General features: G+C 24.5%; 37 protein-coding genes. 19 read left to right on the top strand and 18 right to left on the bottom strand.

What is annotated here, in order from left to right:
• Positions 1-11: 11 nt before the first annotated feature.
• The 10 genes from ACZ91P_RS03845 to truB form a co-directional block, all read right to left on the bottom strand.
• On the bottom strand, positions 12-323 hold the full coding sequence (locus tag ACZ91P_RS03845; RefSeq protein WP_465158098.1) for a hypothetical protein: 312 nt from the start codon (positions 321-323) through the stop codon (positions 12-14).
• Between the two features lie 173 nt (positions 324-496).
• Entirely contained in the window at positions 497-763 is a 267-nt protein-coding gene (locus ACZ91P_RS03840) for a hypothetical protein (protein ID WP_465158097.1), read from the bottom strand.
• Positions 764-781: 18 nt separating this feature from the next.
• Positions 782-1,021, bottom strand: coding sequence for an SNARE domain-containing protein (locus tag ACZ91P_RS03835; RefSeq protein WP_465158096.1), 240 nt, complete (start codon positions 1,019-1,021; stop codon positions 782-784).
• A gap of 980 nt (positions 1,022-2,001) precedes the next feature.
• The gene (locus ACZ91P_RS03830) at positions 2,002-2,589 is read right to left on the bottom strand and encodes a hypothetical protein (protein ID WP_465158095.1); all 588 of its coding nucleotides are present in this window, start codon (positions 2,587-2,589) and stop codon (positions 2,002-2,004) included.
• A 142-nt stretch (positions 2,590-2,731) separates the two neighbouring features.
• On the bottom strand, positions 2,732-4,348 hold the full coding sequence (locus tag ACZ91P_RS03825; RefSeq protein ID WP_465158094.1) for a hypothetical protein: 1,617 nt from the start codon (positions 4,346-4,348) through the stop codon (positions 2,732-2,734).
• A gap of 200 nt (positions 4,349-4,548) precedes the next feature.
• The gene (locus tag ACZ91P_RS03820; RefSeq protein WP_465158093.1) at positions 4,549-4,893 is read right to left on the bottom strand and encodes an SDR family oxidoreductase; all 345 of its coding nucleotides are present in this window, start codon (positions 4,891-4,893) and stop codon (positions 4,549-4,551) included.
• Positions 4,857-5,255 (bottom strand): SDR family NAD(P)-dependent oxidoreductase, encoded by a 399-nt coding sequence (locus ACZ91P_RS03815; RefSeq protein ID WP_465158092.1) that lies wholly within the window; start codon positions 5,253-5,255, stop codon positions 4,857-4,859. The genes ACZ91P_RS03820 and ACZ91P_RS03815 overlap by 37 nt, the downstream gene beginning before the upstream one ends.
• 256 nt (positions 5,256-5,511) lie before the next feature.
• Entirely contained in the window at positions 5,512-5,778 is a 267-nt protein-coding gene (gene rpsO / locus ACZ91P_RS03810; RefSeq protein WP_126821232.1) for a 30S ribosomal protein S15, read from the bottom strand.
• A 96-nt stretch (positions 5,779-5,874) separates the two neighbouring features.
• The gene (ribF, locus tag ACZ91P_RS03805; protein WP_465158091.1) at positions 5,875-6,762 is read right to left on the bottom strand and encodes a riboflavin biosynthesis protein RibF; all 888 of its coding nucleotides are present in this window, start codon (positions 6,760-6,762) and stop codon (positions 5,875-5,877) included.
• Positions 6,762-7,676: a tRNA pseudouridine(55) synthase TruB gene (gene truB, locus ACZ91P_RS03800; protein WP_465158090.1), complete on the bottom strand. Its 915-nt coding sequence runs from the start codon at positions 7,674-7,676 to the stop codon at positions 6,762-6,764. Before truB ends, ribF begins: the two co-directional genes overlap by 1 nt.
• Positions 7,677-8,527: 851 nt before the next feature.
• On the opposite strand from truB, the gene ACZ91P_RS03795 reads away from it, so the two are divergent.
• From ACZ91P_RS03795 to ACZ91P_RS03715, 17 genes are all read left to right on the top strand, one after another.
• A complete protein-coding gene (locus ACZ91P_RS03795) occupies positions 8,528-8,812 on the top strand; it encodes a hypothetical protein (protein ID WP_465158089.1) in 285 nt (94 codons plus the stop codon).
• The gene (locus ACZ91P_RS03790; RefSeq protein ID WP_465158088.1) at positions 8,767-8,925 is read left to right on the top strand and encodes a hypothetical protein; all 159 of its coding nucleotides are present in this window, start codon (positions 8,767-8,769) and stop codon (positions 8,923-8,925) included. Before ACZ91P_RS03795 ends, ACZ91P_RS03790 begins: the two co-directional genes overlap by 46 nt.
• Before the next feature lie 553 nt (positions 8,926-9,478).
• Positions 9,479-9,637 carry a hypothetical protein gene (locus ACZ91P_RS03785; protein WP_465158087.1) on the top strand — a complete coding sequence of 53 codons (159 nt, stop codon included), beginning with the start codon at positions 9,479-9,481 and terminating at the stop codon, positions 9,635-9,637.
• An 11-nt stretch (positions 9,638-9,648) separates the two neighbouring features.
• Entirely contained in the window at positions 9,649-9,795 is a 147-nt protein-coding gene (locus tag ACZ91P_RS03780) for a hypothetical protein (RefSeq protein ID WP_465158086.1), read from the top strand.
• Positions 9,796-10,124: 329 nt separating this feature from the next.
• Positions 10,125-11,351 (top strand): hypothetical protein, encoded by a 1,227-nt coding sequence (locus tag ACZ91P_RS03775; protein WP_465158085.1) that lies wholly within the window; start codon positions 10,125-10,127, stop codon positions 11,349-11,351.
• 98 nt (positions 11,352-11,449) lie between these two features.
• Positions 11,450-12,481 carry a hypothetical protein gene (locus ACZ91P_RS03770; protein ID WP_465158084.1) on the top strand — a complete coding sequence of 344 codons (1,032 nt, stop codon included), beginning with the start codon at positions 11,450-11,452 and terminating at the stop codon, positions 12,479-12,481.
• Positions 12,448-12,570: a hypothetical protein gene (locus ACZ91P_RS03765; protein ID WP_465158083.1), complete on the top strand. Its 123-nt coding sequence runs from the start codon at positions 12,448-12,450 to the stop codon at positions 12,568-12,570. The genes ACZ91P_RS03770 and ACZ91P_RS03765 overlap by 34 nt, the downstream gene beginning before the upstream one ends.
• Positions 12,571-12,867: 297 nt before the next feature.
• Positions 12,868-13,107: a hypothetical protein gene (locus tag ACZ91P_RS03760; RefSeq protein ID WP_338988931.1), complete on the top strand. Its 240-nt coding sequence runs from the start codon at positions 12,868-12,870 to the stop codon at positions 13,105-13,107.
• A gap of 519 nt (positions 13,108-13,626) precedes the next feature.
• Positions 13,627-13,911, top strand: a complete 285-nt coding sequence (locus ACZ91P_RS03755) for a hypothetical protein (RefSeq protein ID WP_338991147.1) — start codon at positions 13,627-13,629, stop codon at positions 13,909-13,911.
• Between the two features lie 9 nt (positions 13,912-13,920).
• Complete coding sequence (locus tag ACZ91P_RS03750) at positions 13,921-14,079, top strand: hypothetical protein (protein ID WP_465155746.1); 159 nt, start codon at positions 13,921-13,923, stop codon at positions 14,077-14,079.
• 13 nt (positions 14,080-14,092) lie between these two features.
• On the top strand, positions 14,093-14,347 hold the full coding sequence (locus tag ACZ91P_RS03745; RefSeq protein WP_465155631.1) for a hypothetical protein: 255 nt from the start codon (positions 14,093-14,095) through the stop codon (positions 14,345-14,347).
• A gap of 177 nt (positions 14,348-14,524) precedes the next feature.
• A complete protein-coding gene (locus ACZ91P_RS03740) occupies positions 14,525-14,662 on the top strand; it encodes a hypothetical protein (RefSeq protein ID WP_465157738.1) in 138 nt (45 codons plus the stop codon).
• Between the two features lie 2 nt (positions 14,663-14,664).
• On the top strand, positions 14,665-15,081 hold the full coding sequence (locus tag ACZ91P_RS03735) for a single-stranded DNA-binding protein (RefSeq protein ID WP_465158082.1): 417 nt from the start codon (positions 14,665-14,667) through the stop codon (positions 15,079-15,081).
• Positions 15,072-15,725, top strand: coding sequence for a hypothetical protein (locus ACZ91P_RS03730; RefSeq protein ID WP_465158081.1), 654 nt, complete (start codon positions 15,072-15,074; stop codon positions 15,723-15,725). Before ACZ91P_RS03735 ends, ACZ91P_RS03730 begins: the two co-directional genes overlap by 10 nt.
• Entirely contained in the window at positions 15,709-16,377 is a 669-nt protein-coding gene (locus ACZ91P_RS03725) for an ERF family protein (RefSeq protein WP_465158080.1), read from the top strand. The genes ACZ91P_RS03730 and ACZ91P_RS03725 overlap by 17 nt, the downstream gene beginning before the upstream one ends.
• A gap of 167 nt (positions 16,378-16,544) precedes the next feature.
• Positions 16,545-16,853: a hypothetical protein gene (locus tag ACZ91P_RS03720; RefSeq protein WP_465158079.1), complete on the top strand. Its 309-nt coding sequence runs from the start codon at positions 16,545-16,547 to the stop codon at positions 16,851-16,853.
• Positions 16,854-16,864: 11 nt separating this feature from the next.
• A complete protein-coding gene (locus ACZ91P_RS03715) occupies positions 16,865-17,041 on the top strand; it encodes a hypothetical protein (RefSeq protein ID WP_465158078.1) in 177 nt (58 codons plus the stop codon).
• 25 nt (positions 17,042-17,066) lie between these two features.
• Here ACZ91P_RS03715 and ACZ91P_RS03710 read toward each other — a convergent pair whose 3' ends face one another.
• The 7 genes from ACZ91P_RS03710 to ACZ91P_RS03680 all read right to left on the bottom strand — a co-directional run bounded on the left by ACZ91P_RS03710 (position 17,067) and on the right by ACZ91P_RS03680 (position 22,086).
• On the bottom strand, positions 17,067-17,357 hold the full coding sequence (locus ACZ91P_RS03710) for a hypothetical protein (RefSeq protein WP_465157511.1): 291 nt from the start codon (positions 17,355-17,357) through the stop codon (positions 17,067-17,069).
• A 162-nt stretch (positions 17,358-17,519) separates the two neighbouring features.
• A complete protein-coding gene (locus ACZ91P_RS03705; protein WP_465158077.1) occupies positions 17,520-18,107 on the bottom strand; it encodes a hypothetical protein in 588 nt (195 codons plus the stop codon).
• 23 nt (positions 18,108-18,130) lie between these two features.
• Positions 18,131-18,358, bottom strand: coding sequence for a hypothetical protein (locus ACZ91P_RS03700; protein ID WP_465156845.1), 228 nt, complete (start codon positions 18,356-18,358; stop codon positions 18,131-18,133).
• A gap of 23 nt (positions 18,359-18,381) precedes the next feature.
• Positions 18,382-19,575 (bottom strand): hypothetical protein, encoded by a 1,194-nt coding sequence (locus ACZ91P_RS03695; RefSeq protein WP_465158076.1) that lies wholly within the window; start codon positions 19,573-19,575, stop codon positions 18,382-18,384.
• Positions 19,565-20,503, bottom strand: a complete 939-nt coding sequence (locus ACZ91P_RS03690; protein ID WP_465158075.1) for a hypothetical protein — start codon at positions 20,501-20,503, stop codon at positions 19,565-19,567. The genes ACZ91P_RS03695 and ACZ91P_RS03690 overlap by 11 nt, the downstream gene beginning before the upstream one ends.
• 6 nt (positions 20,504-20,509) lie before the next feature.
• On the bottom strand, positions 20,510-21,535 hold the full coding sequence (locus ACZ91P_RS03685) for a hypothetical protein (RefSeq protein WP_465157676.1): 1,026 nt from the start codon (positions 21,533-21,535) through the stop codon (positions 20,510-20,512).
• A gap of 89 nt (positions 21,536-21,624) precedes the next feature.
• A complete protein-coding gene (locus ACZ91P_RS03680) occupies positions 21,625-22,086 on the bottom strand; it encodes a hypothetical protein (RefSeq protein WP_465157675.1) in 462 nt (153 codons plus the stop codon).
• Positions 22,087-22,385: 299 nt separating this feature from the next.
• On the opposite strand from ACZ91P_RS03680, the gene ACZ91P_RS03675 reads away from it, so the two are divergent.
• Both ACZ91P_RS03675 and ACZ91P_RS03670 read left to right on the top strand, forming a co-directional pair.
• The gene (locus tag ACZ91P_RS03675; protein ID WP_465157079.1) at positions 22,386-22,859 is read left to right on the top strand and encodes a hypothetical protein; all 474 of its coding nucleotides are present in this window, start codon (positions 22,386-22,388) and stop codon (positions 22,857-22,859) included.
• Between the two features lie 35 nt (positions 22,860-22,894).
• Positions 22,895-23,413: a lipoprotein gene (locus ACZ91P_RS03670; protein WP_465158074.1), complete on the top strand. Its 519-nt coding sequence runs from the start codon at positions 22,895-22,897 to the stop codon at positions 23,411-23,413.
• A 28-nt stretch (positions 23,414-23,441) separates the two neighbouring features.
• Here ACZ91P_RS03670 and ACZ91P_RS03665 read toward each other — a convergent pair whose 3' ends face one another.
• Positions 23,442-26,663: a hypothetical protein gene (locus ACZ91P_RS03665; RefSeq protein WP_465158073.1), complete on the bottom strand. Its 3,222-nt coding sequence runs from the start codon at positions 26,661-26,663 to the stop codon at positions 23,442-23,444.
• Positions 26,664-26,665: the final 2 nt, after the last annotated feature.

Raw genomic sequence — 26,665 nt, 5'->3', positions numbered from 1 at the left:
TTTTTACTTTATTAGTTTTTTTGTAAAGAAGTTTTTAATCCCATGGTTTTTTTTACAATATCTTTAATACCAGTTTCCGATATTTTTTCAACTTTATCTAGCCCTGTTACAATAGCTTTAGGCGGAATAATTTTTTTACCAAGACTTTTAGCATCTGCTTTAAATTCTTTATATGCTTTTTTAGTAAAATTCTGAAATTTTTTCAACATTTTAAAACCAGAATTAGTTTTAACTTTAGATGATTTCTTATCTGAATTTAATAACGAGTAAACATTTGATGGTACTAATTTTGAATTTGATATATCTCCAATAATATCTTTCATAATAAATTCTTGTGATACAGTTTGATTTGAAGGATTTAAAGTAAGAATTGCCATTAATGCCCCACACTTAAGCCACTGCTGCTAAGTTCTAATGTTCCAAAAATAACTATTAGTTTTTTCATATTTAATTATCCTTTCTTATATAAAATTATCGTGTTTTAAAAATTGTTATGTTAAAAAGATAGTCAACTTTTTAAATAGTGTTGATTATTACCATATAAATAAAAACTATCACGAGTATCTGCTGTTTGTACTTTTTGCCCAGAATAAACTAACACTGTTCCTAATGAACCAGTTAAAAGACCACTTTCAATTGTTTCTCCAACGGTAATACTGTCATAACTCGCTTCTGCAAAACCACTTTGAATTGTTTCTGCAATAATATCTTCGCTATCATTTTCACCCATTATTGCATTAAAAATTTCTTGCAAATCATCCATTGAAATTATTGATGATTCTTAATTAAGATCTTCTAATATTTTGCTTGAATTAGTAAGTGAACTATCCATATTATCAAGTTCATTTTTCATATTTTCAATTTGTTCACGGAATGAATCATTTCATAAATTATCACTATTTGATTTTATACTACTTACTTCAACGGTAGTTGGATTTATACTTGTATTAAATGTATTAATTGCAGGTATTGCACTACTAATAGCTCCTAATGTTCCTAAAATAATTGGTGTAACCTTCATTTGTTTTCTATCCTTTCTTAAACATTAAATTAATCAATATAAAATAAGGACTTAAATATTATTTCTTTTTTATTTGAAGTTATATATAAAAAAGGAATGGATAATTAATATTTTTTCTATTTTTTAAAGGAAGTTTTTAAATTTATTATTATTTTTAAAAGTTAGAAATATTATTTAAGTCCAATAGGGACTAATACTTTTTTGTTAGTAAATTTAATTTTATTTCATTACTAAATTTATAATTTTATTTTGTGATAACTTAGTAATAAAACTAAGATGGTTTTAATACCACAATTGCTAAAAATTTACTTGTACCAATTGAATTAGCAACAAAAATAATTAAGAGATAATCGAATTATACAAAGATTAGAAACTTAAATGACTTTCTTTTTTGTTTTAGTATTTAAATCAACTTTTAATAATTTCTAAAATATCATATTTTCTTAATTAACATTTTGATTAGTGCTAACTAGTTATTATATTATTTCGTTTACTTTAAAATTATTGTTTATAGTTTTGTAAAAATAGATAATATAAAAGGAATTACTAACTAGTAATAATTAATAGATTTAAGAAATAATGCTTTCATAGTTTTATCTTCTTTCTTAAATATTTAAAAATAATATTTTTTAAATCAGGGAGTAAAATTATGTGTTATATATTCAGAATAAGAAAATTTGAAAACACGAAAATAATAAACTTCTAATTATCGTTTAACTTCTAGTTAATTGTCTGATTCTTTTAACTATATTATTTAATAAACAAAATTTATAATATTATTTTGATAATTGATATATCCATCTTTTTGATAAAATTTTGGTAAATAAATTTTTATAACAATAGAACTGCTTACTTTATTTATAACTTTTTTTAAGAAAAAAACAAGGACATTTTTTTAAAAAAGTACTAAGGCATAATATGATAAACACTGCATTATTACTTTTAATTAATCTAATTTTTTTAAAACAAATTTACAAAATCTAGATTAATTTAAAAAATACTTTAATTCTTCTTCCAAGATAATTATTATCTTTTTTACTAGAATCGGGCACTATAACAGCATAATTTTTCTTAATATCTTGAAACTTAATTCAATCAATATTTAGCATAAGGTTTTTTTCTTTTAATACTCTACGTAATGTTGTTTCATTATTGTCTGTTAATATTTCCAAATTCGGGGTCTTAATTATTGAATGCAAAATAAAATTATTTGTTTTAAAAGTTACACTTGAATCGTTTTCAATTTTAGAAATGTAATTTGATAGCACTACATTGACTTTGTTTTTTTGAACATTAGTAAAAATAATCCGAATTGGTGCTTTAATACCAAGGTTTATTAAAACTTGATTTAAAGTCGGATTTTTATAATATAGCGCATTACGGATATCATTTATTGAATTAGATGGAATCTCACCTAAATTAGGCTCTTTAATTAAATCTTTCATTGAATATTTATTATTTTTTTCAATAGTATTAGTAGGATCATAAGTTATTGTTTTATTGGGTAAAATAATAGTAATAAAAAAAGAAATAAGCATTGTTGAAATTAAAAGAAATATTTTATTCATAAATTTTCCCTTTCATTGATTTAAAAAATTACTTTATAATTTTACCTAAATAAACTAGTTTTTACATATTATTTATGCATATTTATAAATAAAAGAACAATAAAGTTTACTTTATTGTTCTTAACCTATCATAATTAATATCTTATGATGGTGGATAGACATAGTCTTCTGGTTTAAACGAAATTCGATATTTTTCAATTGGTCAAGGTGTATAATAAATATTATTCGTTGTTTGGTTAATACCAAAACGAAATTTAAGTTCATCATATCATCCATAATGTCAAGTAAATGCACGATCTTTACCAATGTCAACATTAAATTTGTTATGAACTGTAACTCAGAACTTTCCAATATCAGGTAAAATTTTGATTTCAGGTTGTTCCTTAAATTCTCTTAAATAATCATTTCAAATTGTTTGAAGCGATAAAGCAGGATTTTTTGCAAATTGGTTATTTAATGTTTCTCATTTTTTAATTGGTAAGAAAATAACCCCTTCGGTATGGACACAAATATCTCATGTAATTTGGAAATATTTATAAAATGCAGCAATAATTCGTCCAAAGTTCTCAATCTTTTTGATTATTCCTGGTCGTGTTATTCCTACATTAATATAAATTGGTTTATTGTCATTTACTGCAATCCCTGATAACGGCAATCCAGCAACTAAAATTTTTACTAAATTAATTTTAAACTGTCCTAACTGTAATTTTTCACCAGTAGAAGCAGTTAAAATATTCATTTTTTCACCATAAAATTCTAAAAAATTTTCAGGTGTTAATTTGTTTGGAGCATACCCAGTATTAACTCAGGCATATTTTTCATCATATGGCAAGACTGGTGTTACACCGTTTGTATCTGGATTAATAATTGAATTTAATAAAATTAAGATTTTTTCATCACTAGCATAAGTGATATTTTTTCCAAGTTCTTCCAACGTATCATCTTTCTTTAAACCTTCTTCTAATTCTCTTTGGACAATTGCATCTAACATACTGTGATCATAAGCATAATTTAAATCAAAATTATCATAAATACTTTTGAAAGCTTCATGTTTATCAACAATAATATCACCGGACATCTTCTCATTAAAAAATTTAATGATTGAATTTGATATTTGTTCTACTACTGTTTTTAAAATTTTTTGCATTTTATTAATATCATTGGTAATAGTATATTGAATTAAAAATGGTACAACTGTTTCTAATTTTTTAAATTTGATGTTAACATCAAATTTAAAGTCTAAACGAACAGCTTTTAAACCTTCCACATTAATATATGCTAGTTTACCTAATTTTTCAACATCAATAAAATTTAAAATAAAGTTCACACTATCTGGTTCAATATTCAACGGAAAACTATTTGGATAATAGTTTGAATATTTATTAGCAATTTCTCGATTAATATTATCAAAAACTGTCATAAAACCAGTTTTAAGAGTTGCTAAAACTGGCGTAACCTTACCATCTTCTTCCTTTAATACTTCCTTTTGGTGATCATTTCTTACCATTGAAAATAAGTTTTCAAAATCAATATTTGGGTAAAAATTAGTATCAATTAAAGTTTTTTCTGCTGTGTATTTTTGAATTGCATTTGATAGTGCTTTTGTTATATCATTTAAAATTTTTAAATCTCCATTATAATCAATTTCATTTTCATTATTATGGTGATTATTGTTTCAAGCATTTTTACAACTAATAACAGAACCAACACTAACAACATTAAAATTTGCAACTCCCAACATTGCTAATAGTTTTTTCATAGTTTTTAAATCCTTCCTTTTAAAAAATAACTATATCCCAAATATCTTATATATATTTTAATATCCTATATATTTGAAATATCTTTTATGTTATTAAAAAAAAAAAAAAAAATCAAGGGGGTTAATAATTATTTTAAAATATATTTTTTAATCCGAAAGAATTTATAATTTATGGCATAAATTAACTCATATATAAAATTTTAATCCTTAGTTTGAATTAAATATGTATAATTTAATGAAGAGTTTTGTGGAATAATACGAAATAAACGTTTCAAAGAGCGATTTTTTCAACCAATAATTAAATAATTTTTTCTTTTTATTTTTAATGCTTTTGGTAAAGATTTTTTAATAAATCGTTCTAATGACATTAAACCTGGCAATGTTTTATTATTTTTAAAATCAGCATTTTTAAAAAACGCAGTTTGTGTGGCTCCAGGACAAATAGTAACTACTACACGAACTGGTGATTTTGTTTTCTTTAATTCAGTATTAATAGCAACAGATAAACTTAAAATATATGCTTTTGTTGCATAATAAGTTGCCATTCCAGGTCCAGGGAAAAAACAGCTAAGGAAGAAATATTAATAATTCGTCCTTTTTTCTGCTCAATAAAATATTGCGTAAAAAGTTTTGTTAAAATATGGACTGCTTGAATATTTAGATTAATCATTTTTAATTCATCTGCTAAAGGAATTGTTATAAAAAGACCTTTTTTCCCAAAACCAGCATTATTAATAAATAAAACAATATGATACTGTTTTATTTCTTCAAATAAAGCATAACAATTTTCAGGAACAGACAAATCATATGATAAAGCAACAATTGTTTGTTCAGGAAATTGTTGTTGTAATTCTTTTGCTCATTCTGTATGGCGAGATACTCCAATAATATGATAACCTTGCTTCAAGAATCACTTACAATAACCATATCCAATTCCTGATTATGCTCCTGTTACTACAGCAAATTCTTTTTCCATAATATATCATTCTTTTCATTAGCTTAATTCTAAGATTAAGAAAAATAATCTTTTTTTAAATGTAAATTAAATGCACAATAACAAATTTATTAACTAAATAATAGTAATTGTTGCAATTAAATAAATTATTAATTTATTTTATTATACTCCATATTAAACTTTAAAAAAAGGTTAAAAACCTTAAACCTTATTTTCTAATTCCTAATGTTTCAATGATTGCTTTATATTCATTAAAATCAGTTTTGGTTAAATATGCAAGCAAGTGTTTTCTTTGTGCTACTTTTTGCAATAAACTTCTTCTTGATACAATATCTTTTCGATGTACTTTTAAGTGTTCGGTCAAATTGTTAATATCTTCTGTTAAGATTGCAATTTGAACTTTTGTTGAACCAGTATCTTTGGCATTTTGACCAAACTTTGTAACTAATTCTGCTTTTTTTTCTTTTGAAACCATTACTATTTTCTCCCTTCATTTAGTGGCTTATTATGTTAAAACAAAGAATTTAAGAAAGGGTTATCTTAAATCAACGAAATAACAACCTTATTAATATTATGCTTTTTTAGCAAAAAAAGCAAGGGTATTAACTAAATCTTGTTCTAAAAGCGTAACTAATTCTGCTAAATTATTAATTTTAATATTTTCTCGAAGATATTTTTTAAAATAAACAATGATTTCCTGACCATATAAATCCAAATTAACATTTAGCAAATATGTTTCAACAACTTCTTTCCCTTCAAATAACCGATAAGATGTGATTGAAGGATAAAGTTTACCTTGTGCTAATGTTTCTGTTACATAAACACCATAGGGTAAAATTACTTTTTGTGGCAAATAAACATTTGCCGTTGGAAAATTAATTGTTCGTCCTAATTGTTTTCCTGGTTTTACTTCTCCACGTAAATTATAATCTTCATACAATAATCTATTTGCTGATGCTAAATCATATTCTAATAAAAAATTTCGAATTGTTGTTGAAGAAAACAAATTATCTTGGCGAGTAATTAAATAAACATTTTCTTGACCAAAAAAAGAAATAATATCATTAAAATCCCCTTCACGATTTTTTCCAAACCGAAAATCAGAACCAATGACAATTTTTATAACATTAAATTGTTTTTTTAAAATTGTTAAAAATTGTTGTGCAAATAAATTTATAAATGCAGTACTAAGCGGCACTTCTAAATAATAATCAAATCCTAATTTTTCAACAATTTGTTGTTTTGAATGATTATCTACTATTTTTGTATTTGTTTGTTGTAAAAAATCACTGACACTTTGTGACATAGTAAAAAATAATGTTGCAAGATTATACTGTTTTTTAATCTCCATTAAACGTGTAATTAATTTTAAATGACCTTGATGAAACCCATCAAACAAACCTAAACAAGCAACTTTTGGTTTCTTATCACTTGACTTATTTCATACTAAAGTTTTCATTAATAATGATCATCCTTCTCTCTGTCATCTTGGTTTTTAGGTTCAATATGTCCTCATAGTCCACGTTGACAGGCATAAACATGTTTTCCAATATGTTTATAAATTGCTAAAACATTTTTATTTTTATCAATAATAAAAATAATTGGGTCAGTATGATTAATAATAACAATAGGTTTTCCTTGCCGAATTTCTTTATCATGATGATAAAGTAATAATTGTTGATTATTAATAAATAAAGCATCATACATCGATATTAACTCATTAAAATTTACTTCTTCAGGGCTAATTGTTTTAGATAGCATAAAATTTCCTGATTGCGTACGGCATAAAGCTGTAACAGTAGCAATAGTATTTAATTTTGCCGCAATATCAGTCACTAAACTTCTAATATATGTTCCTTTAGTACATAACACACTAAATTTAATTGTATGATTATGTGGTGCATCATATTTTTTTAATTTAATTGCCTTAATTGTAACAGTTCGTGGTCTAATTTTTACTTCTTTATCTTGGCGTGCATATTCGTAAAGTTTTTTACCATTAACTTTAATAGCAGAATATTTTGGTGGATATTGTTCATACATAAATCCATTAAATTCATTAAAGATTTTTTTTAATATTTTCTTTTGAATCTTAAATGGTGCTGTTTCATTAAGCACATTCCCAGTAATATCACCAGTATCTGTCTCAACAAATAATCGCATTTCAACATCATACGCTTTATCTGCTGTTAACAAATATTCACTCATTTTCGTAGCATTATTCACTAAAACAACTAACAATCCTGTTGCTAACGGGTCTAATGTTCCTGCGTGACCAATTTTATTAATCTGCAATTTTTGTTTAATTTCTTGAATAACCTGATTACTTGTTTTTCCTGTTGGTTTATTGATTAAAAAAATACCGTCATGCATAAATAAGCACCCCACTTCCTGAAATATTATATCACTTTTTAATATATTCCTAACACTGATTAAAAAAGTACCTTATTTTTATCGTATTTTTGGTAGTCAGAAAAAAGCTTAGGTTTTATAAAAATTATAAATAAAGTAATTAAATACAAATTAAAGTAATCGCTTATTAGAACGATTTTTTTATTTGCATTATTCATTAGATAGTATCCTTAAAATTAAAAATTAACCTATTTTGCCCTACAAACTAGTTAATTTTTATAATTTCCTTTCTGTGATTTATTATATTTTTTCGGTTTAACAACTAATAATATCATTTTTAATAAAGGTACTATCTGATGAATAATGCAATACTAAAACTTAATATTTTGATGCTTAAAGATGGATAACTCATCTATGGCACGAAGTCTTAAAGAAAGTGTGAAAGCGATTGGATTTACTCTCCTATTTATTTCTTTAATTCTCGGCAAGATTAATCACTTGTGAAATGTCAGAGCATGTGTTTTTTGGCTTGTTTTCATAAAAAAGTGCTGTTAAACCAAAAAACAATATCGGACACTAAAAAAACAAGAGGGTTGGAACTCCAAAAGGTTATTTTCTTTGTATAAAGTTGTCTAGGAATAGATGAAGCGTAATTAATAACTGGGTAAACTGTTTTTTTATTTCCGTATGGGGGTAAACTCTATCAAAATATCCTATCCGCCCCCGCTCACTCCCCAAAGTGAAGCGGGCGGCGAAGTAATTAAATACTAAAATAAATTACAAGAATTAATGATATGTGCTTATCCAGTAACTGCAAATAATATTAATGATGAAATTTAATCAACAAATAAAAAAATTAAGGAGTATATATAATGACAGAATATAAAAGTTTGTATATTAATAAAACTTGAAATGAAATAACAACATCTTTTGATTGAATTAATTGTCAACCTATTAATTGTCGTATTTCACATCATAAAAAGCATTATGATTTGCAATGTTTAGAATGAGCAAAAATGTACTTAATTTTATTTGAAAACAAGTGAAATATTATTGCTTCTTATATGCAACATTACAAAATTAACGATATTTTAGATTTAGCATCCGATGGATGAAAAATATTACAAATTGACAAAAAAATAAAACAAATAAATTAAAATATATTATTGCAATTGAGCCTGCTGGAATTGGACAAACTGGTATTATTATTTATAATGTTTTACAAAAGAAAATAATTAATAATATTACTTTTAATTCTAAAAATGAATAAGAAGCAATAAATAATATTTATTTAATATTAAATCAATTTAAAAATAAAATTTGTTCTTATTTAAATAAAGTTATTGTAATAATTGAAGATTATCAACTTCATAGGGGTTTAAAAATAAAAAATCCATTATCTACTCCTAAATTCATTGGTGGTTTAAAAGTTTTATGCAAATATCTATTTAATTTAAATTATGTTTTACAATCGCCAGTTGTTAAGAAAAATTATATTTATAAAGGAAATATTAAAATGTCAGAGCACGAACACGATGCTTGAAAACATTTACAGTATTTTTTAGCAAAAGGAGTTGATAAAAATGGCACAAACAAAAAGTAATTTACCTAAAAAATCAATAACCAATAAACCTAAAATAAAAAATAAAAAAGTTAATAAATTAGAATTAACTGTTAGATTACATGAAAATCCGATTTAAACTAAAATTAAGGCTCTTTTTGCTGCTGGTGTTGAAGTTGATGCTTGTTCGGCTAAATGTCAATAAGACGGATTAAATTACTCAACATTATCAATATATAACCCATCTATTTTAACTGAGTTTTTGAAATTAAAAAAAGATGATGAAATAAAAATTAAAGACTCAGTATTTAATCAGTTAAATATAAAAACTAAACGCTATTTTTTTTCTTTTCGAGTCGATAGTTTCGAAATTATACAAAAAGCGATTAGAAAAAGAACAAATACAAATATTAAAAAATAGGAGGAAAAACGATGGCATTAAAAAATGTAAAATATGTTCTTATTAATGAAAATAATGAACCCACTAAAAACGAAGATGATAGTTTAGATATTAAAACTGCTGAAATTATTTTAGAAAATAATGCTGAAGTTGAAGAATTTAATGCAATTAATTTATAAAATAGTAATCAACAAATCAACGAACTACAAACAAAAAATACTGAATTAACTTCACAAATTGAACAACAAACAATTCAATTAAAAAAAATTGAAGTAATTGACTTTATTAATTCTTTAACTGATAATGAAGACTTTAAAAATGTTTTATTAAAGTCTTATGATATTACTGATGATATTGAAATCATTAAAACACAATTGCAAAGTGTTTATGATGAATTAATTAAGGTACAAACAGTTAACACTGGCGGCGTACCAAAAGTAGAAAACAAAGAAAACAATATTTTAGATACAGACAATGTATTTAATAAATAGAAAAAAGGAAGTAAATTATGGCACAAAACCCACAAAGAATATTTTGCGATATTGCTAATCAAACAACACAAAGAGACCGAGAAACATTTGAACAATGATATTTACAAACTTATCAACAAAAATTTAGTTGAGAAGCTTTATTTGCGTGAAAAGAAGCAAATAAATTTGGTTTAACATATAAAAGAAAGAAAAATATTAAATATAATGAAGGTTTGGGAAAAGATGGACAAGTATTTAATACCGATGATAATCTTCTAAAATATTCAACAGTAGAATTTAAAGATGGAGTTGTTGAATTAGATACAATTTTAACTTTTGCTCGTAAATTAGATCCTGTAGAAAATGATTTTAATCCTAATCTTTGGGCTGCCGATATTGAGCAAGCAATGAATACTGAGGTTGCTTATAAACGCAATAAAATTTTAGAAATTATTAATAAAGGAACAGTTACAACTATTCAAGGCAAAAAAGCAGATGATACAAATGCTTTACAAATTCATGATGAAATTATGGATAAAATATATGAAAACGGTTTTACTCCATCAGAAACAATTGTTTTAGGTTCGGCTGATTTTATTCGTGGAATTCGTAATAAATTACAGTTACAACTTGGAGCAAACGACCAAATAAATAGTGTAATCACAACAAGTAGAGCAATGAAAACTGTTGAAGGAACAACATACTATATGGTTCCTAAAAAATTACCAATTATTAATAAAAATGGTTCAGAAGGAACAATTGAATTATTACCAAATGGAGTTAATGCAATTGCCTTTAAGTTTAGCAAAAAATATGACCCTCTTATTTTACGCAAAAAAGACCATACTCCGTTAAGAGTTGGTGCTGCTGCGTTAGGCACTGGAATGGGTAATACTTTGATTATGGAAAGAGTTTTATATTTAGGTGGAGCAGTAGTTGAACCTAAGGGAATTATTAAACATATTGTTGCAAAAATTGATATTAGTAAAATTAATAAAATAGATAAACCAACTATACATGTTACAGACCCAACAAAAGCAACAGCCGAACAGTTAAAACCACAATTTAAAGATGTTGTTTTAAAAACAGTAAAAGCAGTAAATAGTTCTTTAACTGAAAGTGATTTTGATTACTTTATTGAAAGTGCTGGTGTTGATTGACCAATAAATATTACAAATGATACCAAGGTTTTTGTCCAAATTAAAGGTAAAAACAACGCTACTGGTCAAACAAATCCGATTGATGTTAAAATTAAAAATTCTTAATAGTACTAAAAAATAGTACTTTTTCGTTTGATAAATGATATGCCAATTGGAACATCTAAAACAGCCCTTATTTATGCTGTTAAAAAAATCCAACTAGATTGTCAATCCAACAACAAGAAAAAAGTTTTGGTTTACAGTTATTAAAATTTTTAGGAATTCAAGTTTTAGCTCTTGGTTTATCAGTTTTAACTGGTGGTATTGCTTCGGCTGTTGGTCTTGGTGCGGGATTATCTAATTTTGCCGCAGCATTTATCTCGTTTGGAGTAGAAACAGCAACCGATTTTGCCGTAAATCAAATATATGATAAATTAACAGCAGAAGTAACAGCAAAAAGTACTGCCTTAAATTTGTTACCAGCAATTGGTGGAATTGGTAAATTAACGCGTGCTGTTCGAATAACTAGAATTTTAAAATTAGCAAAAGAAACTAAACTACTTGAAAAATTAGGTGTAATAACTGCTAATAATTTAAAAGATGTTGTAAGGCAAGTTACAGGTAAAAAGATTTTATCTGATAAATTAATATTTGATTTTACAAAGCAGGCTAATAATGAAACTTTATTATATACAATTGGAAAATTAGCCCGAAATGATTTTTATAAAGGTTTTAAAGTTTCTAATTTAGAAACAATTAATAATTTATTAAAAATTGAGAAAAATATTCAAAAAATAAGTCCTAAATTAGTTCAAAAAATACCACGCGTGAATGAAAAAAATGCTAATAAATGATTGTCTGAATATGGATTAAATATTGATAAAATAAGTAAAATTAATACTAATGAGTGATATAAAATTATGACTAATCTTCATAAAAAAGGTGTTGGTAAAAATCTACTATTAAATGCTAATTTAATGCGGGGCAGTAAAATATATAATAATAAATTATTAAATATTTTTCATCAAACACCAATTAAATTAAATAAAATTTTAAATCATTTAAACCCAAATTTTTATATTCAAAAAGTAACTAAAAAATTATTAGCCCCAATTGAAAAACAAATAATTACTATTAAACAAAAAGTAATTAGTAAAATTACTGATAAAACTAAAAAAATATTATCTAAATTTGAAACTAAGGCTATTAAAAAGGTCAATTATTGCCTTTTGCTTATGGTTCTGATGTTTTTTTAGCAGTTAAAATTGTTCCTTTATCAGTTGCGGGTAAAGTTGCTTTAACAATATATTATAAAAAGGTCGCATGTAAAAAAGAAGGGTTTTAACAAATACATAGAAATTGAATAAAAATAATAAACCATTTACTAAAATGGTTTTTTTATTTGTAAAACCAAAATTATTAATTGATTCAGAGAAAGGACAGCATCTTAAATTCTTAAAATAGAAACTTTTTATTACAACTTTTTGATACCCTCTTTAAGTTGTTTACACATTTATTAAATATCTTAGAAATCTTTATAAAGTGTACCTGTGTTTTTTCTCCAATTTTAAGGTGTTGTCCTTTCTCTGTTTCAGTTAATTAATTTGCTAATAAAAAAACTTAATAAAGGAAGGAGTAGGTAATGAAAATTAATAAGCAACAAACAATATGTGATGTTGATAATTGCTATAAAGCAATATCATTCATTACCGAAGAATTTTTATCAAATAAAGTTTTATGAACTTGTGAAAAACATAAAGATTTATTGAATAAAGTAAAAGATAAAACACAAAAGCGGTTTTATAAACGCCTAGAAAATTCAAAAATTATCTTTGATTATGAAACTGGTTTATTAAAACTTAAATTTTATAAAACAACTTAATGCAGAGCGAAACGGTTATTTTAAATAACTAAGTGTTTTTATTCCACAGCCGGCCGAGGCAAGTACTGAAATAGTGTATGAGGAAAAATGTAAATCGGCGCTGGTTCATTAGAACTAAGCGATAGTCGTGATAAGTCCAAGGTTAATATCAAACGACAATAAAAATAGAGATAGTGACTTTACAATTAAATTTGCGAAAAGTGTGGTTGGTTGGAGTTTTATAGCATTTGGTCCTTTAAAATGCGAGTGAATTTTTAATTTAAAAACTGAACGTCAAATCCCAGAGCAAAAGCACAAATGGGCACGGATAAAGGAAGACATATATATGTCTGGCGTCAATATTAAAAAAACAACTGTGGATTATTAAACATTCAAACAATTAACATATCGCCACCGCTCACCCCCAGTGAGGCGGATGGCGTAGTAAGTAAATAGATAAATACTTATATAACTAATTCTCGCTTGGCACTTTCACTTGGGAGTGAGTGCCAGCGAGTTAAAACTAGGAGGAAAAAATAAATGACAGAATATAAAAGTAAATATATTAATAAAACTTGAAATGAAATAACAACATCATTTTATTGAGTTAATTGTCAACCTATTAATTGTCGTATTTCACATCATAAAAAACATTATGATTTGCAATGTTTAGAATGAGCCAAAATGTACTTAAATTTATTTAAAGATAAATGAGATGTTATTGCTTCTTATATGCAATATTACAAAATTAACGATATTTTAGATTTAGCTTCTGATGGTTGAAAAATATTACAAATTGACCAAAAAATCAAAGGAATAATTTAGGAGGTTTATATGAAAAAGTTAAATAAAATTTGTCTTAAAAAAAGATATTGAGGTTATTGCTTTAAATGTAATCAAGAAAATAAATTAAATGAATTAATGCTTAAAAGTTATTCAGTATCATTTGAAGATATGACTGATGAACATTGAGCATTAGGAAAACAAAATTAGGAGGAAATAAAAAATGATATGTAATAAAGCATTAAAAATTACCAATAAAGATATTATTTATGCACAAATTGATAGTGATTATTCAGATAATTTAGAGTTAAATTTATATCTTAAATTTGGTGATGAGGAACGACATGTGGGTAATATTTCATTGCCAACAAATTTTGACTTAAATTGCAAATGATATGAAATTGATGAAGTTAAAAGTTTAATTAGTGATTATTTAGCAGATGAAGAAGCAGATTATGAGGTGATAAATTATGAATAAAAGATATTTATTAATATCAAAAATGGAATTTGTATTAGGTAATTTTAATAATGTAACTTCACAGTTATTTTATACATTAGAAGAAGCAAAAATTACTGCTAATATTGACAATAAAAAAGGATGATTAACAACAATTATTGATTTAGAAGATAAAAAAATGACAAGGATGTGAATAATATGTGAAAAGATGAAGATAACAATGTTTATACCGAAGATGATTTATTTAATATGGCATTAGAAAAATGTCATTCAGAAGAAAGTGCTTATGACTATATCGATAATTTAATTAATGAAATGGAATTGGAGGAAATTTAATAATGAATAAATTTATTGGAATTGGTAGAATAACAAAAGATATTGAAATTAAAAAAACAAGTAATGGAAAAGAATATGTCATATTTCAATTAGCAATAACTCGGCCATATTCTACTCAAAAAGAAACTGATTTTATACCTTGTCAAGTTTGAAATAAACAAGCAATTACTTTACAAAAATATTGTCAAAAAGGTAGTCAAATAGCAATTACTGGTGTTTTACAATCTTTTAAAGATAAGGATAATAAAATACATTGAATAGTTCAAGTATCTAATTATGAATTTTTACATACAAATAATGATTTAAAAAAATCTGATAAACCACAAGAAAAAATAGAATTTAATTCATCTGAGACAAAAGAATTATTTAATAATGATAATCAAAATATTGGTAATGATGAAACAATTTTATGAGATTAGATTTAAAACCTTTATATATTTTTAATGATGAATTACATAAGTATAGTATTTTAATACCTAGTGTAAGTAAAATTGTTAATATTTTAGTGCCAAAAGATTTTTCACAAATTGATGAGAATATTTTAAAATTAGCACAAAATCGTGGAATATGTTTACATAATATGATTGATGTTTGAATAAAAAATAATTTTGATGATGAATTTATTGAATTTATTGATTGTGAAATAAAATCACATCGTGAATTATTTAAAAATTTTAGAAAACTATATCAAGAAACTTTTAAAGATATTAAATTTAAATATTATGAAACTGAAAAAACACTTTATAGTCCTTTAATGTGTGGGACAACTGATTTTATTGGAATAACAACTGATAATGAATATATAATATGTGATTGAAAAATTACTAGTTCTAATGAGAAAACAGATGTTGAACGCTATATTTGGCAGTTAAAACTTTATTATTTATTAGAAAAAGACTTTTGTATAGATAATAAAAAAATATTAATGATAATTATAAATCCAAAATTAAAAATAGTAATTAAAGAAAAAGTTGATATTACTAAACAAAATTTAGAACAAATTAAAGAAGCAATTTTAATATGACAAGAAAGAGAGGAATGAGAAAATGCCACAAGAAACTAAAAAAACATTAATAGCAAGTATTGGTGAAATACAACACGATTTATCATTATATTTAGAAAAAAACCAAACAATGCAAATGAATGGTAGAACAATTTATAACTATTTTGGTGAAGCACAAGTATTAGAATTAGTTAAAAAAGAATTTAAAAAGCATCATATTACATATATTTGGAGTTATGTGAAAGATACTTTAAAAGTAATTAATGATATACCATATTTTGAAATGGAATTAACTTTATGTAAAGAAACAGAAGAAATTAAAACTTATTGACCTTTTACAGGGAAAAATACTGACCCCGCTAAAAGTATTGGGTCAGCATTAACTTATGGAGTTAAATATGTTTTAAGTAAATTATTAGGTTTACCAACCGAAGAATTAGACCCAGATAATAGTGAAATAAGTAAAATTAATTCTAAGCAAGAAAAAGAACAAACAGAAATTATTAACAATTCAAATCCAAATTGAATGAGTGAACAGCATTTTAATAATATTAAAAATTTTATTACAAATACAAAAATAGAACAAGATATTATTTCAAAAGGTAAAAATTGATTAAAAGAAGAATTAAATGTTAAAAAATTAACACCAGTTCTGATTAGAAAACAAAGCGAAGATTTTTATAATCAATTTAAAGAAAGATTTTTAAGATAATAATAAAAATTGGTATTGACCCATCAGGAACTGGTACTACGGCTATTGCTTTTTTTAAAGATAATAAATTAATTGAAAAATTAGAATTTACAAATAAAGATTGAATTAATCATACAAATGAAATTCGGAGATATAAATTTATTAGTTTATTTAATCCAGACGAATATATGTTTAATATTGAAGATTGTTTATATACATCTGCTAATGCTAGTAAGGATAGAGATGATTTATTACGATTATTAGGTGCAATAGAAAATAAATTAAATGAATTACAAATTAAATTTAATTGAGTATCACCAAAACATACTAAATCTGTTGTTAAAAATATGGAAAATTTAAGTAAATATAATGATAGTTGTATTCAAGAATTTAGTAAAGATCAAAATTTAACTTATGAATATGGCAAAGGTTGATTTTATAATAATGAAAAAATAAGTAATCATTTACGCGATGCAATTATTATTGCTCATTATTAAGGGTTAATATTATGAAACATTCATATAATCAAAAAACAGGAAAATATTATTCTTGCAAAATTCGGAATGTTAATATTTACTTAAATGAAAACCAAGAAAAAGTTTGAAATGAATTTAATGACTTTACTTATTCACAACGAATTGAACATCTTATTAATTTTTATATAAAACACAATAAAGAAAAATAAAAAATAACCAATTAAGGTTATTTTTTTAAATACTATTTGTTAGTTGTCTAATAGCATCTTTTTGCTCTTGTTTTTTGTTGTTTACTTTAACTTGCTTTTTAACATTTTTAATTTGACCTGTTTTTAATGCTAATTCTGTTGCATATTCAGATCCTCGTAAATGTTTTTCATGAGAAATAACAGCAGTTCTTAATTCTCTAATTTCTGCTTTATATTTTTTAATTTTTTTAGCAGATAATCCTAGAATACCAAGACTACCCATTCCGCCCGCACCCGCTAACACAAGTAAAGTAATCATTAATGTATCATTTAACATTTTTTAATTCCTTTCTTATCCCTACTCAAACAGTGGCCATCTATCCTTTCAGAACAAAATAATTTATAAATTAAACTATATAACCACCCAAAAATATCAACCACCCCTATATATAGTCTATTTTAAATTTAATTCTTTGTTATTTTCTTCTTGTTTTTGTTTTTAAATATTTTCATTTTGTATATTTTTTAATTTTTCTTCTGTTATGCCATCTAAATCATTTCATTGTTTTGCTATTCGCGGTTGAATGACACGCGGATTAATACGGCAGTTCAAACAATGTCGTAAATGGTCTTTTTTTCATTTTGATTTATCAATTCAAATTATAATTAAAGAAATTATTAAAGTAATTAAAGGTAATATTGTAAATACTAATCCTACTTTAGATATTTTTAATCGTGGGATATCAATTTTCATATCAACTTTTGGTTTACTACTAGCAACAAATATACCTTGAATTCCGTGTGTAAATAAAGGTGTTAGTAAAATAGCAATTCCATTACCTCAATATTGTCCATAATTATACCAATTAATTTGGTCTTTAATGCCATTAATTATCCCATATTCTAATCAACAATTTAATGCTAAAAATATAAATGTATAAAAACTAACTACTCAACTACGAATTTTATATTTTCTTTCTCATTCTCTAATATCTTTATGAGTTCAATTATAAGTCGGAATAGGGTCTTTTTTAAATCAATTTCAAGGTAAGGCACCCTTTAATCAAGTTGTTTTATCTTGTTTCATAATTATTTACCTCATTTAATTTTTTATTCATTTTTATTTAATTCTAATCATTTTTTATTGAATAATTCTTTAATATCATTTCTATTATTTGAAATAATTCTTCATATTGGATGTTTTTCAAATAAATTTAATTCATTAATAGTTGTTGCACTCTTTATTTTTCTTATCACTATATCATAAGAATCCGATGTTTCTTTTGAAAAATCAGTATCCATATCACGCTTATAAATAGAATGCGGTTCATCAGTCATTAATTCTGTATTATTTGAATAATTTATTTTTTTCGTTGAATATATAATGCCATTAATTTATTTTCAGAACTTATTTCGCCATTTTTTTTAAGTTTTATACTATTAAAGGCAGCAAATAAATTAAATTCATAATGATTTTTATATGTTTCAAACATAATATTAATAATATCTCCGTCATTTTGATTAACACCAATTCATAGTTTATATATATATTTTGTAGAATCATAATTTCTAATTTGATATTTTTTGTCAGAAAAAGATACAAAATCACTAGTATTAACAACTTCTCAATCATTGCCACCACTAATATGTATATCACCACTACCTAATAATGAATTACCATTAATAGTTTTAATATTTGTGCCACTTACTAATTTATCTTGTTTAAGATTAATATCTTGTGATGTTTTTACAATATATTTACCATCAACTTTTTCAATATAATTTTTATTAAAATCACTATCTTTAATAACATCCGATGGAATTTCACCACTTTGTTTTGCTTTTCAAACACCATTTTCTTCATAAATAGTATCATTATCAAATGGAACAATAATTTTAATATATTTGTTATAATCAATTTTAGAAAAATCATTAATAGTTGGATAAAAAATATTTATTGAATTATCTGTTTGTAATCGTTCTTTTAATCAAAATAATAATGTTGAATAAAAAGTTTTTTTACTAATATGCTTATATTCTTCTTCTCATGGATGAGCATAATTATCTAAATTATAATTATAAGGTCTAGATACTGTTTTACTAGATATAATATCAATTATTTCACCTGCTAATTTTAAAGCATTTTTAACATCACGAGTAATATTTTCATTTGCTTCGGGGTCATTAGTTTGTGAATAAGCAACTCCACCTTGTGAAAATGATGCACTACCAGTTAAATCATTAACTCCTTTGGGTAAATATCAATTTATAACTGCTAATAAACAAGCAGATTGAATATAACTTAATCATTTATCATATTCAATTAAACCAGTATTATCTTTTTTTACTCATGGAAATAAATTGTTTTTATTGATTTTATCTGAAATTGTCCCGCCTGATAATCTATCCATTCATAAACTAGTTTTTAAAATAGCATTATAAATTAAATTATCATTATAAGCATATTGTTTTTTATCATTAATAGGTTGTCAAAGTTTACTTTCTTTAACATCTTCAACTGTTATAAATAATAAATTACTTAAATTATTTTCCATATAATACACCTCTTAATTGATTACGATATTTATTTTTTAAATTACTTGGCTTATAACTATTAACTCTTGCTTTTGCTTTCTTAATTTTTTGAATAGTTTGATTAGTTTTATAAAACATATTTTTAACTGATGTTTTATATAAATTCTTAATATTTTTAACATCACTTCGGCGTTCACGATACCATTTTTTATTATTAATTTCACCAGCAAAATTAAAATTAAAATGTCCAATCTTTAAATTATTAATAAACTTTTTAATTTGTTGTAATTTTTGAACTGTTGGTAATGTTAATTTAGTAGTTCCTTTGGGATATTTTTCTTTTAATGCTTGTGGTAATCGTTTTTTAATATAATTTCTTAAATGACTAGGTAATCATTTTCTTAATCAATAACGCCAAAATAAAGTCCCTGCATTAGATACAGCATTACTTAATAATTTTCATATTTCAACTGGAACACTAGGATAAACATATGGACCATAAAATTTCGGATGTTTTGCTGTTTTTGTATATATTAAAATAGTTAAATTACCTGTTAAAGTTAACTTATTTGTAATATTAAACATACCACTATCAAGTCAACTACTATTTAAAGGTTGTCAATTAGTATTTAAATAATTTTCATTTTTAAATTGTTCTTTATTTTTAATATTATTATCTTTTTCTAATTGACTTAATATTTGTTGTATTTCTTTTTTATGACCTTTTTTAATTAAATCTAAATAAGTAAATGGATTTAATCACTGATAAATATCTTCAACTTTATTTGTAATTTTATTATATTTATCACTAATATAATTAATTGGCTTTAATATTTTATTTTTAACTTGATTAACTCTATTAATTAAATTTACAAATTTACTTATTAAAGGTTTATTTTCTAAATTAGATACTAATAAAGTTAAAACGCGTAATATTAGTAAATTCATTTTATATTAACCTTGATTATTTGGTTTTGATTCTGGTTTTGATGCTGAAATTAGATAATCAACTGGAACTCTAAAAGTTTTATTTAGATTACTTTTAGCGGCAGTAATTTCATCTTGGCTTGGTTGTTTTTCCAAAATAATTTTACATGTTTTTGGATATAAAATTGTTGGTGTTGCATACTGTACTTTACCAATTCATTTAGGGTTAGCAGTATCATTATCTAAAACTTGTTGAATAGTATCCATATTAATTGGATATGCTCATACTTGTTTATTTAATAATAAACCATTTACATTATTAAAATTATAACCTTTATCACGGTTAACTTGTCCTTTTGTATATGTTTTTTCTAAATGAAAACTTTTAGATACTGGAATACCCATTGCTGTATTTTCATATAATTCACCATTAACCATTGCTTTTAATTGAGCTTGTGAACCAATTACTTTTAAATAAGCAGGTGTTAATCCTAAATATGCTCTTCGTCCTAAAACCATAAACATTTTATCGGTTGGCAAACCAAAATATAAATTACTAATTTGATTTGTTAATTCAATCAAAGTTTCATTTAATGTAAAGAATGCTTTATTTGCATCATCAGCATTTTCAGCTGTATAACTACGAAATGGAATTACTTCATATTGACCATCTGCTAAACAATAATCATAAATAGCCTGAATTAATTCACATTCTAAATTAACAAATTTATTCTGTACAACACTAGAAATAGCATCAGCAATAACACCATTTTTAATATTTTGTTCTATTAATGCTAAATCAAAAGCTTCATTCATTAATTTTAAATTAAATCTTTTATCAATAGGAACTGGAATTCTTGTTAATCCCATTGTTTGAGTTGTCCCACCATTTGGTAATGAATAATCATTTTGTCATACCACACGATGAGTTAAATTATATAATGCTTGTCCAGCATTAGGTAATCAAGCAACTTGTTCTGCGGTTGCTGTTGCATACTGCATAATACTTGCATATTCATTATATAAAGGTCCACGCAATAATGCATTAACCATATCAACATAGGCTTTTGCCCTGTTGTATTACCTTGTAATGTAAAAGGTACTTGTGGCAAATTAATTGTTGCCATAATTTCACTCCCTTATTATCTAAGGTTTTTAAGTGTATAATCAGTTAATTTTTTAATTTCTTCCGGAGTATATGCTCCTTTTTCTTTAATAGCTTCAATTTCATCATTCTTATTTTCAGTAGACTTTTCAATCATTTCTTTAATAATATTAGTTGGTGAAACTGATAGTTGTTCTTCAACAAATAAATCAGGTTTTAATTCTTTTAAAGTTTGCATTTTTTCAGATAAAGAACTACCACTAACTTTATTTAAATTAGTTTTAATATCTTCAATTTTAGTAGATGGAACATCTTTAAATGCTTTTAATTCATCTAATTCATTAGATAATTTAATAAAGTCTTCTTTTGAAATAACATCTTCTCGTTTTTGCACACTTTCTCTAATTTGCTTTGCTTCATTATTAAACTGATTTAAGATATTTTCAGCAATCTCTTCACTTAAACCTTGTTCTATTAATTGTTCTTTTGTAAGTGCCATTTTATAAACCTCTCTTTTTTTATTCTTGTCCGATTAACAAGTCGGCATAACTCTTTTTGATACAAAAAGATTAAAATATAATTTAATTATATACTATTGTTTTACCAATACAATACTTTTTATATATAAATTTTTTTATACTAAACTTAATATCTTTGATTGCTAATTTAGCCCTTAAAACGCGTAATAAAGGTATTTTAAAATAACTAATTCACCCTTGATTTTATATATATATATATATATAATGCAGCTAAATCTTGGTAAAAAGTTTCAAGATAAAGAAAAGGAGAAAAACAAGTATGAAAAAATTACTTAATTTATTAAGTGTATTAATTGGCGGAACTACTGCACCAGCAGTAATTGCTAATAGTAACTTTCAAAAATATGAAGAAATTAAAACTAATGACTTTAAAACAAATAAATTAAACAGAATAAAAAGACAGACAAAATTTTTTAATGAAAATGGACAAATAACTTTTGATATAGGTAGTATTTATCCAAATAGAAATATTTTGGTTAATAAGCCCTCGAGTTGGGGAATTACAGGAAATAATCCACCAAGCAATTGAGAAATAATTAGTGGATTAAGGGTGGCAAATTCTTTTTCAAATTTAAGTTTAAATAATAACGATGTGGGATTTCATTCTATTAGAAATCAAAATATACTTTATACTGGTGATTTTTTAAATGTTAGTTATGCATCTAGAAACAGCGCTTATATTAGTGCAAAACAAAATACTCCATTTAGAGGTGGATTTTGAATATATTATTAAATAATTTTAAATAAGTAAAAAGGAGACATATACATATGAAAAAATTATTAATTATCATTAGTACAATATCATTAGTGGGAACAAGCACAACAAGTTTAGTTAGTTGTAATAAAACACAAGAATATACACCCGAAGAATTAGCAAAATTAAAAGAAGAAAACAAAATTAAAACAAATAACCAAGAAATCAGAGACAATTTAGAATGAATAGCACCACAAGAAAAACCATTTAATGAGATTGATAATAAATGATATTATGTAGTATGGCGTGGTGATGAAAATGATAGTTGATATTTAACTAAATTTAATAATAATACATACGATACAATAATTATTAGAGGTTATAAAGATGATTATAGTTTAATGTATAGGGTTAATGGGTATTTTGGAATACATAGTAAAAAAAATAATTTTGAAGGAAAAGAGTCTTATTTCCATTATTGAAAAAATAAAAATGATAATTATTTTAAATCAGTTTATCGTTGAAATTTAAATATACAAGAACCTAATTTAATTATTGATAATTATGGGAATGTAAAAGTTAATGGTAAATAAAAAAAGAGAATTATTTCTCTTTTTTTATTTATCTCGGTTTAATTGTTATTCTAACAGAATTATTGCTTTTATTTCTAATTCCTAATACATTTGGATTATAAACATCTAATACAATATCTTTAACATTACCCCAATACTTTGGTTTTGCATAAAAATCAACATAAAAACATTGTAAGATAGGTAATAGTACTTTTGTAAATCTAATTTTTAATTTTAAATCATTAGTATAATATGCTTGTAGATATGTTTCTTTAATTTTATCTTTATCAGTAAAAACTAATTTTGTTATTTGTAAAAAAAATCTTACACCGAAAATATTATCCAATGTATGATATACATTAAGATAATTTTCAGTTGGTGTTCCATTAGCAACACCAGTAGCATATTTTGTTTTAGTATCATTTATTTTTATATTATCAGTATATAAACTTATTGTATTATCAAAATTAATTTTATCAGTTTGTGATAAACCAATGTTTTTTAAAGTTATATTTTTTAATGAAAATAAATTATTGCTACAATCATCAGTTCCGCCAAATATATTAATATTTCTATTAGGAATAAAATTTTCTATATTTGGTAATCCACATTCAACTTGCAAATTATTAAGATTACTTATTTCTATTGTTTTATAAGAACTAATAAATTTTTCTATACTTTGAATTGTGGGGTCAATTTGTCTTAAATTAATTTCAGTTTCATAATAAGCATCATTAAACTCATCAAAAAATAAATTAACTAAACGACTGCCTGTTTTTTTACACTGTGGTTGCGCTGTAATTCTAGTTAATAATGGTTGTACTACATCAGAAGGCATAATATCTTTTGTATATTGTGGATAATTATATGGTACTGGTGGTAATACATATTGTGGGTAATTAAATGTTGCTATTTCATAGTCATGAGGCAATAAGAAACTAGTTTTATAATTAGTTGTCATATCGCGCAAATAATTATTTAATACACTTTTTGTTTTACCACGAAAACTCCATACTGATAAGCGCAAATAATCTTCTTCATTATTGGCATATGGGTTATCAGCATAAAAGATAATTTCAAAATTACCTTTATATAATGCTTGGATTGAAAACATATCAATAATATAACTACAATTTGTACCATCTGGTGTTTGTAAGAATTCGCAATCATTATCTTTTTCACTATCACTAACTGGTGTTTGAGCATCAACTGCTCTTACTAATTCATTAATTAAATAAATACAATTAGTTTTAGGGTTTAATTGTTTTAAATTATAAGTTGAATAAGTTATTCGTTCTGTTGGTTTACCATCTTTTTCAAAAACATTGCCTTGTATTTTATCAGTTAATAAAGTAGTAAAACTAAAACTAGTAGCATTAGCACCAATCATAGCACCAATTTTATCATTTCCTTGTTCTCTAAATATTTCAAATGGTAAATAACCTTTACCAGCAGCCTTATCACCTCAAAAGGCATCATTATAAAAACTATAAACATTAGCACTCATAAAGCCATTAAGTCATGGGAAATTAGGTCATTTATCATCTTGGGTAATTGTTAAATTACCAATTCAGTCCCAAGGAATACCAAACGAAACAAAGTTTAAAAACTTTCCAATAGCAGGTATAGTAAAAGGATTAAACACTAATTTTTGCGTATAGTTTAAAGGTAATACGGTAATTTGGCGATTAATAAAATTATTCATATTTAAAATATCTCAAACATTACATTTACCCATTTTATTATATTCAATTTGAACATTACCAACTGTATTACCAAATTCATCTTTTCTTCTAAAATATGATGAGGCTTGGATACTAATAATATTATTAATAGTTCCACTATTTACTTTTACTTTATCAGGTGGAGTAATCATTCAATTTTTAGACCAATAAGGCTTAGAATTTGAATTTTCTTCCTTAATAGTTGTTCCAACAGTTGGATTAGTTGCTGTTGAACTTGCTTTATCTGTTATTACCATACCCTCATTATTTTTTTCAATTCAAAAATCAGACATTGATTGAATATGTTCTTTTCAATCTTTATAACCAGTAATAATAGTTGGTTGTATCCCTTGAATGTTATATCAACTTACTTCGGGTGATGCATAAGTATTTATTTTATCAGGTGGTGCAGGAAACATGTTATACATTAATAAATCTCTTGAATTCATTACTTTTTTATTAAATTGACCTTTAATAATTGGTCGGCCAATAACTGGCATATCAAAAAAGATAGGATTACCATAAAATTTAACTGCGATTGCTCTAACCCCTGGGTCTTTTAATAAAATCTCATCTAATTCAACAATACCTTTATTTAGTTTTTCATCATAAGTTATTTTAGGAAAACAATAACCCTCACCTGGGGCACTTGTTTGAATAAATTGTCGTACTGATAAACCACTATTACTAATTTTGTCATTAATACTTGAAAAGGTAATTTCTTGTCATAAAAAACTACCATCATAAGGTGAATAATAATTAATAACATTTGATGGATATAATCATTGTCTATCTTGGGGTGCAGAATTAATATCACCACCACCAATATTTAAACCACGGTCATTAAATACAGTATAAAAATTATAATAATCATTAATATTTAATTTATCAGCATCTTCATCTAAAATTAATAAAGTATATTGTCTTTCAGTTGATTGTTGAGTAAATACTTGTTCAAATTTTGCTTCACCAAATTGAATTGAACTTCTATCATCAATCATATAAGCATCTCAATATTTACCAACTTTAACCTCTTTTGTATAAAAGTTATCTGCTTTATTATCATTATTAATAAAATAATTTAATTTATATTGGTTTAAGTATTCCAACATTCTATTAATATCATAAATATTTTCACCATCAATCAATTTTCAATAAACATTATTATTTTCATCTTTTAATTTAATAGCAAAAGGTGTTTCATTATTTGCTCATATTGTTGAATTAATAGGTTGTTTATTAAAATCATCAATCGTTAAGATAGTAATTTCTTCACCTTTATATTTTTGGACTATTTTTAAACTACCTTGTCATTGTGCAATAGTACTTTCCATATTATCAAATATTCGTGAATAACTACCATAGTCACTTGGTTTTGCATTATTAGGTTTTCAACCTGTTTCAGTATCAGGGATATATGAACTATAAACATTAAAAGGAAATACCATTCAATGTCTGTTATCTCTTATATTTTCTCTGATATCTATTAAAGTATCATGGGCTTGTCTTCTTAATTCTTCCATAACACCTGGGTTAATTCTACTCATTT

It is taken from the genome of Spiroplasma endosymbiont of Halictus nicosiae (assembly GCF_978018445.1).
This window is presented reverse-complemented; position numbering and strand designations above follow the sequence as displayed.